Source organism: Fulvivirga aurantia (assembly GCF_009711475.1).
Taxonomy (GTDB): domain Bacteria; phylum Bacteroidota; class Bacteroidia; order Cytophagales; family Cyclobacteriaceae; genus Fulvivirga; species Fulvivirga aurantia.
Genome location: NZ_SMMD01000922.1, coordinates 1 through 18,116, shown reverse-complemented (window position 1 = coordinate 18,116; position 18,116 = coordinate 1). Strand labels below are relative to the sequence as shown.

Here is an 18,116-nt window from a genome sequence, read left to right as displayed (position 1 = left end):
TCAAGAGCTTTTTTATTTTTCAGACTTTTTCCCAGCCATCCTTCTAAACATTCGTTTTTCGAAAGCCCAGAAAAACTTAAACTGACCAAACAATAAGCCATAAATAAGCAACACTACATTGTAAACAGGAAGAATCAGCAGGTAGTACAAAACAGAAAAGACCCAGGTTCTTTCCTCCTCAGCAATAATAAGATCAAGAATTGGTTCTTTTAAGAACATTATGGTAAAACCAGTGCAGGCAAATACAATTAGAATGATCACTACCTGCCAACTGCTCACCTGCCAACGCTCCTCAAGCTTCTTAAACCATTTCATTAGACTCAAAATTTTAAGTTTAGATCAAAAAGTAAAACTAACGATTATACAACTACAACTTCGATTATAAATCAACATTGGTTCCAATAAGTTCGATTTACGTTAAGTTTGACCAATAACTTTTTTAGATCGTCTCATTGATTAATTTTACTTAAATTAACAGAGCAGAATAATCGATTAAGTATGTTTTCAACCATCTTTATGCTCGGAACCTCAGAAAGGTTCAGCGATGAGCTCAATAGCAAAATAAAAATTACCAATCAGATTGCAGTACTTATAGCTCTGGCTGTGGCGCTGCCATTTACAATTACTTCTCTAATACATTTTAAGGAGCTATTTTCCATACCGCTTGTTGGAATATTCGTCTGTGCTATTATTCTGGTTTTAAATAGAGTTCGAGCTATTCACGCCTCTCGGGTGATGATATCGCTATTACCTATTTTTCTGGCTACCCTGTATAACGCCTACCTTACTCCTGAAGGTGCTACCTCCGTAGTAGCAATTATCCTGTTGCAATTAAGTTTTTCAGCCATACCTTTTCTAGTTTTTGACCTGAGAGAGAAAAAATATCTTTTCCCCTGCGCAGCAATTAGTTTATTTATAATCGTTGTCGGTCAGGATTTCCTCAATAGTTATTTAGAGTTGCCACTAGAGACATCTGTAATCACTTCTGGCTACCTGCATTATGTGGCTTCATTTATAGCTGTGATTGCTTTATACGCCATCATTTATGTATTGGCCAGTAATAACTTGAAATCTCAGGAGGAGAGTAAAATGCTCGTTGCTCAGATGAATGAAAATAATTCCTCTCTCAAAGATTCCGAAGATGAGTTAAAACGCAAAATTGAAGAAATTGAAAAAGCTCAAAAAGAAGAGCAAAAAAGAAACTGGATCACAGAAGGTATCGCACAGTTTAACAACTTGCTAAGAAGTAACAAACAAACTGACGAGCTCTTTAATCAAATCGTATTTGATGTAACTAAATACATAAAAGCAAACCAGTGTTGGCTCTTTTTAGTATCTGACGATGATTCTTCAAATACTAAACTAGAGCTTAGAGCTTGCTATGCTTACGACAGACACAAATATCTGGAAAAGACGGTAGAACCTGGACAAGGACTACTAGGGCAGTCTTATTTGGAGCAAGAGCACGTTTATATCGAAGAAGTACCTGATGACTACGTAAATATAACTTCAGGATTAGGAAAAGCCCTACCAAGGTCAGTGCTCATCATGCCACTCATAGTAAATAAGAAAGTAGAAGGTCTGTTTGAAATTGCCTCCTTTAATAAAATGGGAGAGCACGAAATAAATTTTGTGAGAGAATTGGGAGAAGCCATGGCCTCTTTTATAAGTGTAAATAAGATCAACGAAAAGACTAAAACCCTACTGGAGCAAACACAACAGCAAACAGAAGAGATGCGTGCTCAGGAGGAGGAGATGCGCCAAAATATGGAAGAACTTGCTGCTACACAGGAAGAAATGCAGCGCAAGGAGCAAGAGTATATCAATCGTATAAATGAACTCGAGCAAGAAGTAAATAGCTTGTCAGAAAAAGAGCTACAGAAATAATGGTCTAGCTAAACATGCGCCAGATGTCATCATTCGGCACTGGCGCTGTAATATTAATAGGCTCTTTTTTAACCGGATGCTCAAACTGAATATTTCTTGAATGCAAGTGAATACTTGCGTCTTTATTCGCACTTTCAAAACCATACTTAAGATCACCCACGATAGGGCAACCGATCTTAGCCAGCTGCACTCTTATTTGATGAGGTCTACCCGTAATTGGTTTCACTTCTAGCAAATAGTGATTTCCAACTCTGGCAATCAACTTGTAGCTTAATTTGGCTTGCTGTGTCCCAGATGACTTCTTATTAAAAGCTGTGGTTTTATTTATTTTGGTGTTCTTTTTTAACCAATGAACAAGCTCATCTGTAACCTGGGGAGGCTTATTACTTACTACAGCCCAATACGTTTTTTCAACTTCACGCTCTTTAAATAACTTATTCATTCTCTCCAGACCTTTAGAAGTTCTGGCAAGAACAACCACACCACTCACAGGCCTATCAATCCGGTGTACTACACCTAAGAAAACATCACCAGGCTTGTTATATTTTTCTTTGATGTAAGCTTTGGCTTCTTCGGCCAAAGTCTGGTCTCCGGTCTTATCGCCCTGCACCAACAAACCTGCGGGTTTATTGACGATAAGGAGGTGATTATCTTCGTAAAGTGATTTAAATGATAGTTTCATTATTCCATGTTGAGTTGAATGATAAAATCTTGCTTCTCTTCTAAACAAAATTTTAGGTTGTCATAGCTATCAAAGTAATTTAAGCTTTCTTCTCTAGATAATAAACTAGTCTGTTCCAGCCTTAAATATGCTCTCAAACTACTCCAATGCCAGGTATCTGCAGTTTCGACAAATTTATGTTTGACTGCATTTAAATTTGCATATAAAAATGTCTCTTGAAATTGAACATCTGTTTCTATGAGTTTACGTTTAAAACTCTTTTCAAATAAGCTTCCTCGCCTTCCATAAGCTTTATTAAAGGCTTTGGAATAGCTATTAAAAAAATTACTGAATGTCTTATTAACTTTTTTTGAAAAATGAGTTTTCAAGTCTTGTAGACCTTCCAGGTTTTGAAAACCTGGAAGGTTTAACAGTTCTTTTTCACTTTTAATTTTTAGCAAAAAATGAAAATGATTGGGAAGAAGACAAAAAGCATAAAGGTTGACATATGGAAAAACGATTTTTTCAAATTGATCTAAAAAGTAGACATAATTACCATCTTCTTTGAAAAGGTTCTCAAAGCCATTTGCATGATTATAAACATGATAAATCTGACCGGGCTCCATGTAAACGTCAACTAAAGATTGACTTTAAAATGACTTAAAACTCCGATGTAAAATGGAACTCAATCTCCGGGAAATTATCTTGAACCATACTTAACCAAGCTTTAGACTCTGCCATAAAGACCAGTTTACCATCTTTATCTTTGGCAATATGTCTGAATTTTGAATCAATAAATTCATTAAGCTTCTTCTTATCGGTGCTGTGAATCCAGCAGGCCTTGTATAAATTCATAGGCATGAAATCACATGACGCGTTATACTCATTTTTCAGTCTATGCTGTATAACTTCAAATTGAAGTGCTCCTACAGTGCCAACCACTTTTCTGGCTCCTAATTCGTATGAAAACAACTGGGCCACACCTTCTTCCATCAACTGGTTAAGGCCTTTTTCAAGCTGCTTGGTTTTCATAGCATCTTTATTAATTACTTCTTTAAATATCTCAGGTGAGAAACTTGGTATACCCTTATACATACCTTTCTCTCCTTCAGATAAAGTATCACCAATCTTTAGGTTACCTGTATCGTAAAGTCCTACGATATCGCCCGGCCAGGCTTCGTCTACCAGCTCTTTTTCCTGAGCCATAAACATGGTAGTATTAGAAAAACGGATTTTTTTATTATCTCTCACATGGAAATAGTTTTTCCCACGCTCAAATTTGCCAGCACAAATTCTGGCAAAGGCAATCCTGTTTCTGTGGTTAGGATCCATGTTGGCATGAATCTTAAAAATAAAGCCGCTAAACTTGTTTTCATCCGGTTTTACTAGACGCTCCTCAGTTTCTCTAGGTAATGGTTCCGGGGCAAAATCAATAAAAGAATCTAAGAGCTCTTTTACACCAAAATTGTTTACCGCGCTTCCAAAAAACACAGGTGCCACTTTTCCAGCCCGGTATTCTTCCACATCAAATTTAGAATATACCCCTTCTATAAGCTCTACGTCCTCTCGCAGCTGGTTAGCATCATTTTCACCAACCTCTGTATCTAATTGAGGATCAGAAAGATCGGTAATATTTAAACCCTCACCGTCTAATTTAGATTTACTTCCTTTAAATAAGTGTAAGCTATTATTTACAAGGCTATATACACCCTTGAAGGTTTTACCCATACTAATTGGCCAAGAAAGCGGACGCACTTTGATTCTTAACTTCTCTTCTATTTCGTCAAGTAAGTCGTAAGGATCTCTACCTTCACGGTCAAGTTTGTTGATAAAGCAAATTACAGGAGTATTTCGCATTCTACAGACTTCCATAAGCTTCTCAGTCTGCATCTCCACCCCTTTCACGCAATCAATCACCATAATAACACTGTCAACCGCTGTAAGCGTACGATAGGTATCTTCTGCAAAATCCTGGTGACCAGGCGTATCGAGAATATTGATTTTCTTGTCTTTATAATTAAAACCCATTACGGAAGTAGCCACTGAGATACCTCTTTGTTTCTCAATCTCCATCCAGTCTGATCGGGCGTGCATTTTTATTTTGTTTGACTTTACCGCACCAGCAGACTGTATTGCACCACCAAATAAGAGTAGTTTTTCTGTCAGGGTAGTTTTACCTGCATCCGGGTGACTAATAATTCCAAACGTCCTTCTTTTCGCGATTTCTTCTTTTAATGCCATAGCTTATCAATAAGGCTGCAAAGATAACTCTATAACTCGTAAGTAATAAGTTTTTAGATGTAAGTATTAAGTGCTGGTTGCGTAGGTGCTAGCTCGCTGGTTACTAGTGGCTAGATTATGGTCTCTGGTCTCTGGTTAAATGGATGCTAGGCTCTGGTGGATGGATGTTAGTTAATGGTTACTGGGTTCTGGTAGCTGGTTAGCTCACTACTGCCCTATCGTCTATACAAAGTTGTATTACTAGTTATTAGCACTCTTATGACTTCGGACTTATTTCTTACCTCCAAGCTCTGACATTCTGTCACTTTTAAAGCTTTGGCATGCCCATTGATAACTTATAGACAAAACAGAAATTTCAAACGAACATTAAATAATAGGAATTTAAATAATCATGGGAAAAATTATCGGAATTGACTTAGGTACTACCAACTCATGTGTTTCCGTAATGGAAGGTAATGAGCCTGTAGTAATTCCTAACAGCGAAGGACGAAGAACTACCCCCTCTATAGTTGCATTTTTAGAGGAAGGCAAAGGAGAGCGTAAAGTTGGGGATCCTGCTAAAAGACAAGCTATTACCAACCCGCAAAATACCATAAGCTCTGTAAAAAGATTTATGGGTAAGAAATACAGCGAAGTTGGAGAAGAATTAAAAACTGTTTCTTACCACCTTGAGAAGGGAAATAATGACACAGTAAGAGTAAAAATAGGTGACAGAAATTACACACCACAAGAAATCTCTGCAATGATACTTCAGAAAATGAAGTCTACTGCAGAAGATTACCTGGGTACAGAAGTAAAAGAAGCTGTAATTACTGTGCCAGCATATTTTAACGATGCTGAGAGACATGCTACTAAAGAGGCCGGACAAATTGCTGGTCTTGAAGTAAAGAGAATTATCAATGAGCCTACTGCCGCTGCATTGGCATATGGTCTTGATAAGAAAGACAAAGACATGACTATCGCAGTGTATGACCTTGGTGGTGGTACATTCGATATCTCTATATTAGAATTAGGTGACGGTGTATTTGAAGTAAAATCTACCAATGGTGATGTACACTTAGGTGGTGATGACTTCGACCAGGTAATTATCAACTGGTTAGCTGATGAGTTTAAGAATGATGAAGGCGTAGATCTTAAGAAAGATCCAATGGCACTTCAGAGATTAAAAGAAGCTGCTGAGAAAGCAAAAATTGAACTTTCTAGCTCTACTGAGACTGAGATCAACTTGCCATACATTATGCCTGTTGATGGTGTACCAAAGCACTTAGTAAAAAAATTGACCAGATCTAAGTTTGAGCAATTAGCAGATAGCTTAGTAAAAAGATCAATGGATCCTTGTAAAAAGGCATTGTCTGACGCTGGGATAAGCGCTTCTGAAGTAGATGAAGTAATCTTAGTAGGTGGTTCTACAAGAATCCCTAAAATTCAGGAAGAAGTAGAGAAATTCTTCGGCAAGAAGCCTTCTAAAGGTGTGAACCCAGATGAGGTTGTTGCTATTGGTGCTGCAATCCAGGGTGGTGTACTTACTGGTGAGGTTAAAGACGTACTACTACTAGACGTAACTCCACTTTCTTTAGGTATTGAAACAATGGGCGGTGTATTTACTAAGCTTATTGAGTCTAATACGACTATACCAACAAAGAAATCTGAGGTGTTCTCTACTGCTGCTGACAATCAGCCTTCTGTAGAAATACACGTACTGCAAGGTGAGCGCCCAATGGCAAAAGATAACAGAACGATTGGTAGATTCCACTTAGATGGTATTCCGCCAGCGCCACGTGGTGTGCCTCAGGTAGAGGTTACGTTTGATATCGATGCCAACGGTATTATGAATGTGTCTGCTAAAGATAAGGGCACAGGTAAAGAGCAAAAAATCAGAATCGAGGCTTCTTCTGGACTTACAGATGAGGAAATCGAGAAAATGAAGCAGGAAGCTGAAGCTAATGCTGAGTCTGATAAGCAAGCTAAGGAGAAAGTTGAGAAAGTAAATGCAGCTGACTCAATGATCTTCCAAACTGAAAAGCAGCTGAAAGAATATGGCGATAAGTTATCTGATGATAACAAGACGAAGATCAACAATGCACTTGAGGAGCTTAAGAAAGCACATCAGTCACAAGATCTTGCCGCTATAGACGCAGCGCTCGAAGGTATGAATAAAGCTTGGGAAGGTGCTGCACAAGAGATGTATGCAGCTACAGGCGGACAGCCAGGTGCTGAAGGTGCAGCTGGAGCAGCTGGTGGTGAGCAACCACAAGGCGATGCTTCTGGATCTGACTCTGATGCTCAGGATGTTGAATTCGAGGAAGTAGACGACTCTAAGAAGTAGTCTGCGGATTTAATATAGATCAATAAAAAGGGACCTTTTGGTCCCTTTTTTCATTTAGCTAGCCACACATTAAATAATATTATAGTGGCAAATACACCACTTAAATTGTAGTGATTTTCCACACCATAATTGGCAAAAATACCTCTCAATACCACTTATCGCCAGTTTTAACACTTCATCGATGATTGCGATGTGATTTATTTTTGGTTCGGTTTTTGGATAATCATTTATCAGATAAACAATGTGAAAACAGAAACTAATTACACATAAACATAGATGGCCATCGACCATGGCAAAAAAGCCCCACCTGGGGCTTTTTTTGATTTAACAATGTGGTAACTTCGCAGCAAATTAGTGAAGTTATGATTATCTATAAATTTGGAGGAACATCTGTAGGCAAGCCAGAGCGTATGCATGCCATTGCCAACTTAATTCAGGCTGATCCTTCGTCTAAAATTGTTGTGCTTTCAGCCCTTTCAGGCACTACTAATTCTTTGGTTGCCATTGGCGATCAACTTATTGCAAACAACAAAGACGCTGCTGATTTACTTATTAAAAGCTTAAAAAATCACTATGCCGAATTTATAGATGCACTTTACAAGACCGATGCTAAAAAAGATGAGGCCTCAACAATAATTGAGAAATACTTTAAAGAGATAGAGGCACTGGCACTCATTCCTGATTTTAATCATGGAAATAACAAAACGTTGGTGGCTTATGGAGAAATTCTATCAACCAACTTATTTACACTATACCTTCAAGAGTTAGAGGTAAAAGCTACACTACTCGATGCATTGGATTTTATGCGTTTAAATGAGGAGGGTGAACCTGACATGGAAAGTATTTCTGCCAATCTCAAGCCGCTTACAGCAGGTGGTGGCACCTATATAACACAAGGTTTTATTTGCCGAAATCACACGGGCCAAACCGACAATTTAAAAAGAGGTGGAAGCGATTACAGTGCCTCTTTAATAGGCGCTGCAATTGATGCAGATGAAGTTCAAATCTGGACAGACATTGACGGGATGCATAACAATGACCCAAGAGTGGTCGACAACACACGCCCGATAGCTCACCTCACCTTTGATGAAGCTGCGGAGCTCGCATACTTTGGCGCAAAAATTCTTCACCCGTCTTCTATTTTACCGGCTCAAACCAAGAGTATTCCTGTTAAACTAAAGAATACCATGGCACCCGAAGCAGAAGGTACTACCATAAGTATCGAAGGTACAGAGGGTGATATAAAAGCAATAGCGGCTAAGGATGGAATTACAGCTATAAAGATCAAATCAACCAGAATGCTTCTTGCTCACGGTTTCTTACGAAGAGTGTTTGAAGTATTTGAGAAATATAAAACATCGATCGATATGATTACCACAAGTGAGGTAGCTGTATCTGTGACTATCGATAATGATCAAAATCTATCGCAAATAAGAAAGGAGCTCGAGCAATTTGGTACCGTAGCGATAGATAGAAATCAAACGATCGTCTGCATTGTCGGTAGTATGGTTTCAGAAAAGAAAGGGCTTGTAAAATTGATCTTCAACGCACTTTCTGACGTACCCGTACGCATGGTATCATATGGAGGAAGTAGAAATAATATTTCATTGCTGATAAGCTCAGAAGATAAAACAAAGGCTCTTGTAAATCTTCACGAAGGACTTTTTAAATAAGCGACTGCTATTTTCTCACCAATATTTTTTTATTGATAGAACGGCCCTTACTGTTGAGTGAAAGTATATAAACGCCATTTCTCAAACTACTACAATCTACTTCGAATGTATTAGTTCCCAGATTTGTCCTTATGAGTTGGTCTCGTTGTACTTTACCAAATTGATCTATCAGTTTTACATTGAGAGGATCACTGTTATCATTATTCAGTCGTACATTCAAATTAGTTTTTGTAGGTACCGGATACACATTTAAGACCTCAAAATTGGAGGACTTCTGTGTTATTTTTTTAATAGCTGAATATTCAAAGGAGCCATCCAAATCAACCATCTTCAATCTATAGAAGTGATTGCCGTAGTCAATATCCATATGTTTGAAGGAATATTTGAGCATTTCCACACTATTCCCTGCAGCCTTTTTTCTCCCTATAGTTTCAAAATTTTCACCATCTGAAGAGTGCTCGATGTTGATGTAATCTGTATTTTCTTCAGAGGCAGAATACCAGATCACATGTGCGTCATTATCAACAAGCTTAACATCAAACTCAACCAATGTAAGTGGTAGAGCCGGTGGTGGATCGCCAGGATCTCCTGCTCCAAAACCTGAAAAGCCTGTTGTAAAACTGGAAGTGATCGCATATCCCTCACCAATATTTGATGGGATACTGGAGTAACTCAATTCAGGATCGAAATCACCAATTGAAGTAGCATTTACCGATGAAATTGGTGTGTTAACCTTGGCAAGTTTGAGATCATTAAGAGTTTTACCAGTCGCTGCCATCCAATTATCAACCTCATTTTTGGAGTAATATAATGTGATGTTATAGCTACCATTGACATTATTATGAGAAGGATTGATCATCACGGTTTTTTCCATAAGATATTCCGAGGGGTCACCACTCCAGAATTCTGCTACTCCCGTACCGGCCCTATCAATAGTAACTGTAGTACACCCATAGTCATGTGCAGATGTATTTTGTACTTTGGCGAGCACATCCCCTGTTAATTTATCATGAAATAAAACAGTCTCATAAGGCCCCAGATGCTCCAGAGCACTGGAATTTATCGTTGACGCGATGGTAGTTGTTCCAATTCCGCTCAATTGTATGTCATCAACTGCAAAGGCTGGGAAGCCCCCAACCGAGCCATCGTTCTCCCAATAGAAAGCGATGTGAAATGATTTATCCTCCAATATTGCCGGTAAATTGGTGGTATAATTGGTTGCAGTGGTCACGCCCTGAAAATAGTCTCCAAAGGGCTCAAATGTCTTTCCGTCAAATGAGTACGCCAACCTGCCGTAATCGAAGTACACCTCATTAAGCAATTCGCCATTACATATATAATCAAACGAGAGGTTAAGATTGGTCAACTCAGAAGCATCGATTAAAGGTGAGATCAAAAAGGTTTTTGTATTATCATTTGGGTTGTAATTTGCTGAGCCTTCATTCTCACTAACATACGCACTGTAGGTGCCTGAAATATTATTTTTATCGCCAACTCTCCAAAGATTATTACTAGACACCTCCTCACCTACAAACCACTCAGAGGGTATTGTTCCACCTTCAAAATCTTCGGTCAGCAAAGTTATTTTTCCTGTCGCTGAAGGGTTATTTTCATTATCTAGTATTGTGAATGTGTAGCTTGTATTGCGCGGAGATTTGCTCGCATCTGTCGCTCCGGATATATCAAATCCTAAGACCACCGTTTCCGGATTTTCTATTGCTGCATCGTCATAAATTCGTAACGTAAACGATTTGTCTTCTGTTTTTCCATTCTCAAAAAGGAGCGTATTTGATTTTCCATTAGATGAAAAATCATTATTTGTAGTAAAAGCAAAATCAGCCCATTCTGCTGCAGTTGTTTCCGGAGTGAGGTTAAGCGTTACAGTGGCATCACCCACAGGTGGGTTGGCAATACCCATGGAGATATTATAATCTTTGTAGCTTCTACAGTCACCATCGGCAATTTCTGCTTCACTTCTCTCTTCCTGAGTATTTTCCGGTTTAGTGAAAGCAATTTCAGGATCAGTTGTGGGTGGCACCTGAAAGCTGCTAGAGGAAAATAGGCCTCTACCATGAGTGGCTGCAATTATCTCATTGTCAGATTCCCTGAGCTGCAACATATCTGTACGTACATTTGGCATGCCTCCACTCGCTGGCCCCCAGTTGGTGTCTGAGCCTTTGAGGTTATTGGTAGTCCAAACGCCTAACTCAGTAGCTATTATGGCAGAAGAATTGTCTAATGGATGAAACAGCGCCCAGCGTACCGGCATATCGGGTAAATCTCCTTCTACCTCTCTCCAGCTTGATCCACCGTCTGTAGTTTCCCAAATACTGCTTACTCCATAGTTACTAAATGTCACAAGCATGTGATCATCATCACCAGTTTCTACCTCTATACAAGAGATATACCCATTGGCTGGAAAATCAGGACTCGTAATATCTATTGCTGTTGCACTTGTACCCGTATGTGCATTGTCTATTCTGTAGATTTTACCGCCAGTGATGCCATCGGAGATATTAGCTCCTGTACCCACAAAAATTCGGTTGGCTGTATTTGGTGAAACGGCTATGCTACTTATCTGGCCACCATCAAGGCTATTAATACTCACAAAAGTACCATTGCTTCCTGTTTGTGGATCACTCCAGCGTAGAAGCTCATCTCTGCCTGCCGCTGCATACATAATATTTCTTGCATTGTCATAACTGCTCGGATTAATAAAACGACCGGTTTGGTTTCCAAATTTAGCAGCTAGTCTAAAGGTTATTCCTCCATTTTTTGATCTGTAATATTGATTATAGACGTATTGTGTCCACTGGTAAGTCGGCTCGTCCTGGTCGATACTACAAAAAGCCCCGTCACCGCCTGAAACTTCAACCGTAGCATTTACGCCTTCGTTTTTAAAAAGTTGAGAACCATTATCTTGTGCTCCCGCTAAAAAATGATTTTTGCCTGCTTCTGGGTGTATGGCGGCCCCATAAAATTGTGTAACGTTATAGCCGTTATTTCTAGCTACTATGACAGGGTCACTTTCAGTAATATCGGCCGAGTAGTAAACTCCTCCGTCATTTCCCACAATCATTTCATTTACATTGTCAGGATTAAATAAAACCTGATGTTGATCTGCATGTACATACATATCGCAACCGCCCGTCCAATAAGAGACCAGGTTAAAATTGTTACCATTATCAGTACTCCGATATAAATCGATCCCCCCCAGTATCACAGTACTTTCATCGGTTGGGTGTACAGAAAGAATAAGGTTATACCACGCCTGTCCACGTGCAAAATCATCGGTGGTGTTGCCACACCCGGATTGGCTCTTATACCGCGGTACATTAAGAGTGGCCCAGTAGGGATCGCTTCTATCAGCAGAGTTTGACCTCACCATCCAATCTACATTTCCACCTAAAGCAGAAACGGCATAAACCACATTTGCATTAGATGGCGCACAAGCCAATTCCACTCGATTACCAGTGCCTGGGTTATAAGCAATGGTCCAATTCTGACCATCATCAGAATATAAAATATTGCCACCACCATTATAGTATCCGCCAGCTGCTCCGTTATAATCTTTTGTGGTACCAATATAAATGCGACCTGACGCACTAATTTCAATATCGGCCACAGCATATGTGTATGACTCACCGGCAACATTTGGTAAAACCTGAGTAAATGTGACTCCACCATCTGTAGAACGCCACAAACCACGATCTCCAGAGGCGGCATATTCGTAGTAGGAATAAGCATTCAGACTTTCCTGGGTCGCTACATAAAGCACGCTCACTCCATTTTCTTCTTTCACTAGTATATCATTTACATAATGAAAGCTATCATCCGTACTGTAGAAGCCGTTACCGGTTGTCATGTGTGTCCATGAAATACCACCATCAATACTTTTGTACATACCCTCGCCCCGGGTAGAACCAACCACATGACCCTCACCAGTACCTACATACATTACTTTAGGATCATTTGGGTCGTGAGCGAGAGCACTTATGGCTATGTTATTCCAATCTTCGCTAACAGATTGCCATTGGCTGGCATCGTTGGTAATATCGTTATTATACCACAAACCACCTGTCACACTACCTGCCCATACTTTTTTGTTATCGGGGTCATTTGGATCCCACATCATAGCCCGTGTTCTACCGCCAACATTGTTGGGTCCACGCTCTGTCCATGTAACACCTGCAATACGACTTTGAGAAGACTTGCTTTTTATAAGTTTGTTTTTGCGAATCTCCTGGGCCTGATTCAATCTTACCCGGGGGATGTAGCCAAGGGAAGGATCCTGCGTCATATCAAACTCATGACGCATGGCTAAATCGATACGGTCTTTTTTGCTTACTTTGTCAGGTTGCTGCACCATAGACACTTTGGTTGCAGAATGATTCTCAACCAAAGTAATCAGAAAGAAAGCAAGGACGAATATTGTCCCAACTCCTACAGCACAAGCTATTAACCTATTGATTTTCAACCTATTATTATTTAGCACTTTTTACTCTGGCTATAGTTAATTTGCCAGAATTATATATGTAGACAACCAGAAAAACAGGGATATCATTCCAATTTATCGGTAACTATTTGGCAAACTCCGAGCCAGTTGATTTCTAAATTTTGCAGACAGGTTGAACCTGCAATATTTCGATATAAATTAATTGCAGTATTTGCGAAATAGAGTAATCTTATTTGTAAAGTTAAAATAAAACTTTTATTTATTTTATTTATAATAAAATTGATGAGCGGTTTAGTAATGCTCCACGGCAAGAGCTGCTGTGGTAATTCATCAGTAGCTGTGTCTTATTATACCCAAATCAAAAAAAAGCCATGCTGAAATCATCAACATGGCTTAATAAGTAAAAGGCTATAATTATTTTATCAATATTCTTTGTTTCAATCTCCGACCCTCATTTTCAACAACTACAAAGTACACACCAGTGGTAAAATTACTGCAGTCAATACTTACCTGATTAGTGCCTATTTGGGTCTCATAATCTTTGCTGGCAACCACCACTCCCCAGGTGTTAATCAATAAAACGCAAGTGTTGCCTGCATTGTCACAAGAAAAATGAAGATTGGCATTTTCCTTCACAGGTATCGGATAAATGTTTATTATATCAAAATTTGACGATTTGTTGAAGACGCTTTCTACCCAGGAATACTCAAATGAAGCGTCCAGATCTACTGTTTTAAGGCGATAGTAATGCATACCATAAGCAACGTCTTTATGCAAAAACTGATAATCGATCTTTTTCTCACTATTACCAGCAGCTTTTACTTCGCCAATTTTCTCAAATTCTTCACCATCCCAGGAATGCTCAATTTCAATATAATCTGTATTGATCTCTGTCGCAGATGACCAATCGAGTATGACATCTTCCCCTTGATTATCTGCCGTGAAAGAAAGTAGCTGCAATGGCAGGGCTGGTGGTGGACTACCAGGGTCTCCTGCTCCAAAACCTGAAAACCCGGTAGTAAAACTAGAGGTAATGGCATACCCATCTCCAAATGTAGCCGGGTTATTAGCACTTCCCAATTCCGGGTTAAATTCTCCTGCAGATACTGAGTTTACATCAGATATAGCCGTGCTCACTTTGGCCAACTTAAGATTGCTCCACGGTTTACCTGTAGAGAGCATCCAGTTATTTACTTCCGCCTGAGAGTAGTACAATGTGATATTATAAGTACCGTTTATATTATTATTGCTCGGGTTTACATATACAGTTTTGTCCATCAAATACTCTGATGTGTTACTACTCCAGAATTCTGATGTTGTTGCTCCTGCACGGTCAATATCTATGCTGGTGCAACCGTAATCGTGACTTGATGTGTTTTCAATTTTAGCTAACAACTCTCCTGAAAGGTCATCATAGAACAATACTGTTTCATTTGGCCCCAGATATTGTTCGGTACCCTGATTGATCGTAGAAGCAATAGTTGTTGTAGCTTCGGCAATCAAACTCACATCATCAACAATTAATGCAGGGCTGTTCCCTACAGTAACATCGTTTGTCCAGTAAAATGCTAAATAGAACGTTTGACCATCTAGATTCGATGGTAGTGTTGTTGTATACGATGTCTTTGTGGTTACACCTTGAAATCTATCCGTGTTTAAAGGAACAAAACTTGATCCGTCAAATGAATAAGCTAATACACCATAATCATAACGAGTACCAGCCCAAATTTCTCCATTACAGATGTAATCAAAACTAAATGTCATATTGGATAAGCCTGTGGCATTAATTTGCGGAGTAATTAAGAAGGTTGCAGCATCGTCATTACCATTGTATTGAGTTGAAGTAGCACTTCTACTCACATAGGCACTGTGCGTACCACTGATTGCATTCTCAGTATCCACTCGCCAATCATTCACACTGGTAGTGGCTTCAGCAATCGACCAACCACCTGGTAAAACTCCACCCTCAAAATCTTCTGATATTAATACTGCATCACCAGCAAAGGTCGGATTTACATCATTGTCATTGATTGTGAAGGTATGGGTCGTTCTGGCTGCAGATTTTAAGGCATCGGTTGCCCCTGATATTGAATACTCAAATACGATATTCTCAGTATTTTCAATGGTGGCATCATCGTATACTCGAAGCGTAAATGATTGATTTGCTACTAACCCATTTGAGAATTGTAAGTTATTTGACTTAGATCCTGCTGTAAAATTACCATTGGTAGTAAAGACAAAGTCATCCCACTCAGTAGCAGAAGTTGAGGCTCCTAAACTTATAGTCACTGTTGCGTTTCCTGTAGGTGGGTTGGCTATTTGCATGTTTATAACATGATCTTTGTATGGTCGGCAATCACCTGAACCGGCTGCAGATTCTGAAACTTCATAAGACGATCCGCTTGTTGACACAAAAGAAATCTCAGGGTCTGTTGTTGGTGGAGCTGCAAAACTACTTGATGAAAATAAGCCTCGCCCGTGTGTAGCAGCGATTACTTCATTATCTGAAGCTCTCAGTTGTAACATGTCTGTGCGAACATTTGGCATACCAGAAGCTGCTGGCCCCCAGCTTGTGCTTGCGCCATTAAGTGCATTGGTAGTCCATACACCAAGCTCGGTGGCAATAATGGCTGCAGTATTATCTAAAGGATGAAATAAGGCCCATCTCACTGGCATATCTGGCAAATCACCTTCAACTTGGATCCATGAGGTACCTCCGTTATTAGTTTCCCAGATACTATTAACACCATAATTACTAAATGTCACAAGCATGTGATTGTCATTTCCATTTTCAACCTCTATACAACTTATGTATCCATTAGCAGGAAATGACGCGCTCGAAATATCAACAGCTGTTAGTGTGGCTCCGGTGTGAGCATTGTCAATTCTATATACTTTACCGCCAGGTGTAGCGCCACTTGTACTGGCTCCTGTAGCCACAAAAAGTCTGTTAGCAGTATTAGGAGACACTGTTAAGGCAGAAATTTGCCCTCCGCCTAATGTATTTACAGTTACAAAAGTACCAGTACTGCCTGTTTGTGCATTAGCCCACCTCATCAACTGATTTGTACCAGCCGCAGCATACATAATATTCTGAGTATCATCATATCTACTTGGGTTTATAAACCTACCTACTGAGCTGCCAAATTCTGGTATATTGGTAAAGCTTGCCCCTCCATTAGTAGACCTATAATAGCTATTAAAAACATACTGAGTCCATTGATAAGTCGGCTGATCCTGATCTATATTACAATATGCACCATCACCTCCAGATACTTCTGTGGTTGCATTCATTCCTGAATCGGTAAACTTCTGAGACCCATTATCCTGAGCTCCAGCAAGGAAATGATCTGTACCCGCTGTCGGATGAATTGCTGCTCCATAAAATTGAGTTACGTTATAGCCTGAATTCCTGGCTCCAATTACTGGATTACTTGCTGTTATATCGGAAGAGTAATATACACCTCCATCATTACCAAATATCACTTCGTTAGGATCGGCTGGGTTAAAGGCAATTTGATGTTGATCTGCATGCACATAAGTATCACAGCCACCTGTCCAATAGGAAATTAGGTTAAAGCTGGTTCCTCCATTGGTTGTTCTGTACAAATCAATTCCACCAATAATCATGGTATTTGCATTGGTGGGGTGTACCTGCATAATGAGATCATACCAGGCCTGACCTCGTGTAAAGTCATTGGCACTAGCACCACAACTTTGAGCCGTGTAAGCAGGAATAGATAAAGATGACCATGTTGGTGTGGTCTGATTAGCATTAGTTGACTTTACCATCCACCCCACATTAGATCCAACTGCCGATATGGCATAAGCTGTTTCTGAGTCAGAGGGAGCTAAAGCAATTTCTACTCGCTCTCCGGTACCAGGGTTATAGGCATTTGTCCACGTTGTACCGTTATCAGAATATAAAATATTACCTCCGCCTGCATAATAGGCTCCAACAGCACCATTATAATCACGAGTGGTTCCCACATATATTCTACCTGAAGCGCTAAGCTCAAGATCCGCCACAGCATAAGGATAAGATTGCCCGGAAACGTTTGGCAGTACCTGCGTGAAAGTAACTCCTCCATCCGTTGAGCGCCATAACCCTCTATCACCAGATGCTGAATAACCAAAATAAGTATAGCCATTAAGACTTTCCTGTGTCCCTACATAAAGCACGCTACTACCACTTTCATTTTTAACGATAATATCATTTACATAATGAAAATTGGCATCAGTTGCATAGAAACCATTGGCTGCTGTCATGTGAGCCCAGGTGGCTCCTCCATCGGTGCTTTTGTACATACCTTCACCCCTGGCCGAGCCGATGATATGCCCCTCTCCCGTACCTACATACATCACATTAGTATTATTAGGATCGTGAGCCATAGCACTAATAGCTATATTGTTCCAATTATCATTTACAGACTGCCATTGACTTGAAGCACTTGTAATGTCATTATTATACCAAAGCCCTCCACCGACACTACCAGCCCAAACTTTGGTATTAAAAGCATCATTTGGGTCCCAAAGTAATGTACGGGTTCTACCTCCTACATTATTGGGGCCACGCTCTGTCCATGAAACCCCGGCTATCCTTGACTGTGACTTATTTTGCTTTGAAAGCTTCCCCTGTCTTATTGTTTTTGCCTTTTGCAGCCTCGCTTTAGGGATTATATTCATGACCGGGTCTCTTGTCATGTCAAACTCCTGACGCATCGCTAAATCTATACGATCCTTTTTGGCAATTTTTGAGGGTTCAGGAGCTAGGTTTACTTGAAATGATTCTTCTGATTGATTGCTTAAAAAATATGTGTGAAGCACAACATAAGCTATAGCCAGACTCGCGCCCAGCTTAAGTAAATTTCT

At 39.8% G+C, this 18,116-nt stretch carries 9 protein-coding genes; 3 read left to right on the top strand and 6 right to left on the bottom strand.

Translation table 11 applies throughout. The annotated features are described in order from the left end of the window. Nucleotides 1-12: 12 nt before the first annotated feature. The gene (locus E1176_RS17270; RefSeq protein ID WP_155212298.1) at nucleotides 13-315 is read right to left on the bottom strand and encodes a DUF6787 family protein; all 303 of its coding nucleotides are present in this window, start codon (nucleotides 313-315) and stop codon (nucleotides 13-15) included. 183 nt (nucleotides 316-498) lie between these two features. On the opposite strand from E1176_RS17270, the gene E1176_RS17265 reads away from it, so the two are divergent. Then, on the top strand, nucleotides 499-1,887 hold the full coding sequence (locus E1176_RS17265) for a GAF domain-containing protein (RefSeq protein WP_155212297.1): 1,389 nt from the start codon (nucleotides 499-501) through the stop codon (nucleotides 1,885-1,887). A gap of 4 nt (nucleotides 1,888-1,891) precedes the next feature. Here the strand turns inward: E1176_RS17265 and E1176_RS17260 are convergent, their stop codons facing one another. Genes E1176_RS17260 through E1176_RS17250 form a run of 3 tightly spaced genes read right to left on the bottom strand, consistent with a single transcriptional unit; the run spans nucleotide 1,892 to nucleotide 4,789 of the window. After that, nucleotides 1,892-2,569, bottom strand: a complete 678-nt coding sequence (locus E1176_RS17260; protein WP_155212296.1) for an RluA family pseudouridine synthase — start codon at nucleotides 2,567-2,569, stop codon at nucleotides 1,892-1,894. Then, nucleotides 2,569-3,174 carry a transposase gene (locus tag E1176_RS17255; RefSeq protein WP_155212295.1) on the bottom strand — a complete coding sequence of 202 codons (606 nt, stop codon included), beginning with the start codon at nucleotides 3,172-3,174 and terminating at the stop codon, nucleotides 2,569-2,571. Before E1176_RS17255 ends, E1176_RS17260 begins: the two co-directional genes overlap by 1 nt. Before the next feature lie 34 nt (nucleotides 3,175-3,208). Beyond that, the gene (locus tag E1176_RS17250) at nucleotides 3,209-4,789 is read right to left on the bottom strand and encodes a peptide chain release factor 3 (RefSeq protein ID WP_155212294.1); all 1,581 of its coding nucleotides are present in this window, start codon (nucleotides 4,787-4,789) and stop codon (nucleotides 3,209-3,211) included. Nucleotides 4,790-5,180: 391 nt separating this feature from the next. On the opposite strand from E1176_RS17250, the gene dnaK reads away from it, so the two are divergent. Continuing rightward, a complete protein-coding gene (gene dnaK, locus E1176_RS17245; protein WP_155212293.1) occupies nucleotides 5,181-7,115 on the top strand; it encodes a molecular chaperone DnaK in 1,935 nt (644 codons plus the stop codon). A 362-nt stretch (nucleotides 7,116-7,477) separates the two neighbouring features. Next, entirely contained in the window at nucleotides 7,478-8,788 is a 1,311-nt protein-coding gene (locus E1176_RS17240) for an aspartate kinase (RefSeq protein WP_155212292.1), read from the top strand. Nucleotides 8,789-8,795: 7 nt separating this feature from the next. Here E1176_RS17240 and E1176_RS21395 read toward each other — a convergent pair whose 3' ends face one another. Further along, nucleotides 8,796-13,283, bottom strand: a complete 4,488-nt coding sequence (locus E1176_RS21395; protein ID WP_155212291.1) for a T9SS type A sorting domain-containing protein — start codon at nucleotides 13,281-13,283, stop codon at nucleotides 8,796-8,798. 375 nt (nucleotides 13,284-13,658) lie between these two features. Next, nucleotides 13,659-18,071: a T9SS type A sorting domain-containing protein gene (locus E1176_RS21390; RefSeq protein ID WP_222933172.1), complete on the bottom strand. Its 4,413-nt coding sequence runs from the start codon at nucleotides 18,069-18,071 to the stop codon at nucleotides 13,659-13,661. Between the last annotated feature and the right edge of the window lie 45 nt (nucleotides 18,072-18,116).

Bases quoted from the DNA above. Each gene is read 5' to 3' on its own strand.
- E1176_RS17270 (WP_155212298.1), bottom strand. From the start codon at position 315: ATGAAATGGTTTAAGAAGCTTGAGGAGCGTTGGCAGGTGAGCAGTTGG.
- E1176_RS17265 (WP_155212297.1), top strand. From the start codon at position 499: ATGTTTTCAACCATCTTTATGCTCGGAACCTCAGAAAGGTTCAGCGAT.
- E1176_RS17260 (WP_155212296.1), bottom strand. From the start codon at position 2,569: ATGAAACTATCATTTAAATCACTTTACGAAGATAATCACCTCCTTATC.
- E1176_RS17255 (WP_155212295.1), bottom strand. From the start codon at position 3,174: ATGGAGCCCGGTCAGATTTATCATGTTTATAATCATGCAAATGGCTTT.
- E1176_RS17250 (WP_155212294.1), bottom strand. From the start codon at position 4,789: ATGGCATTAAAAGAAGAAATCGCGAAAAGAAGGACGTTTGGAATTATT.
- dnaK (WP_155212293.1), top strand. From the start codon at position 5,181: ATGGGAAAAATTATCGGAATTGACTTAGGTACTACCAACTCATGTGTT.
- E1176_RS17240 (WP_155212292.1), top strand. From the start codon at position 7,478: ATGATTATCTATAAATTTGGAGGAACATCTGTAGGCAAGCCAGAGCGT.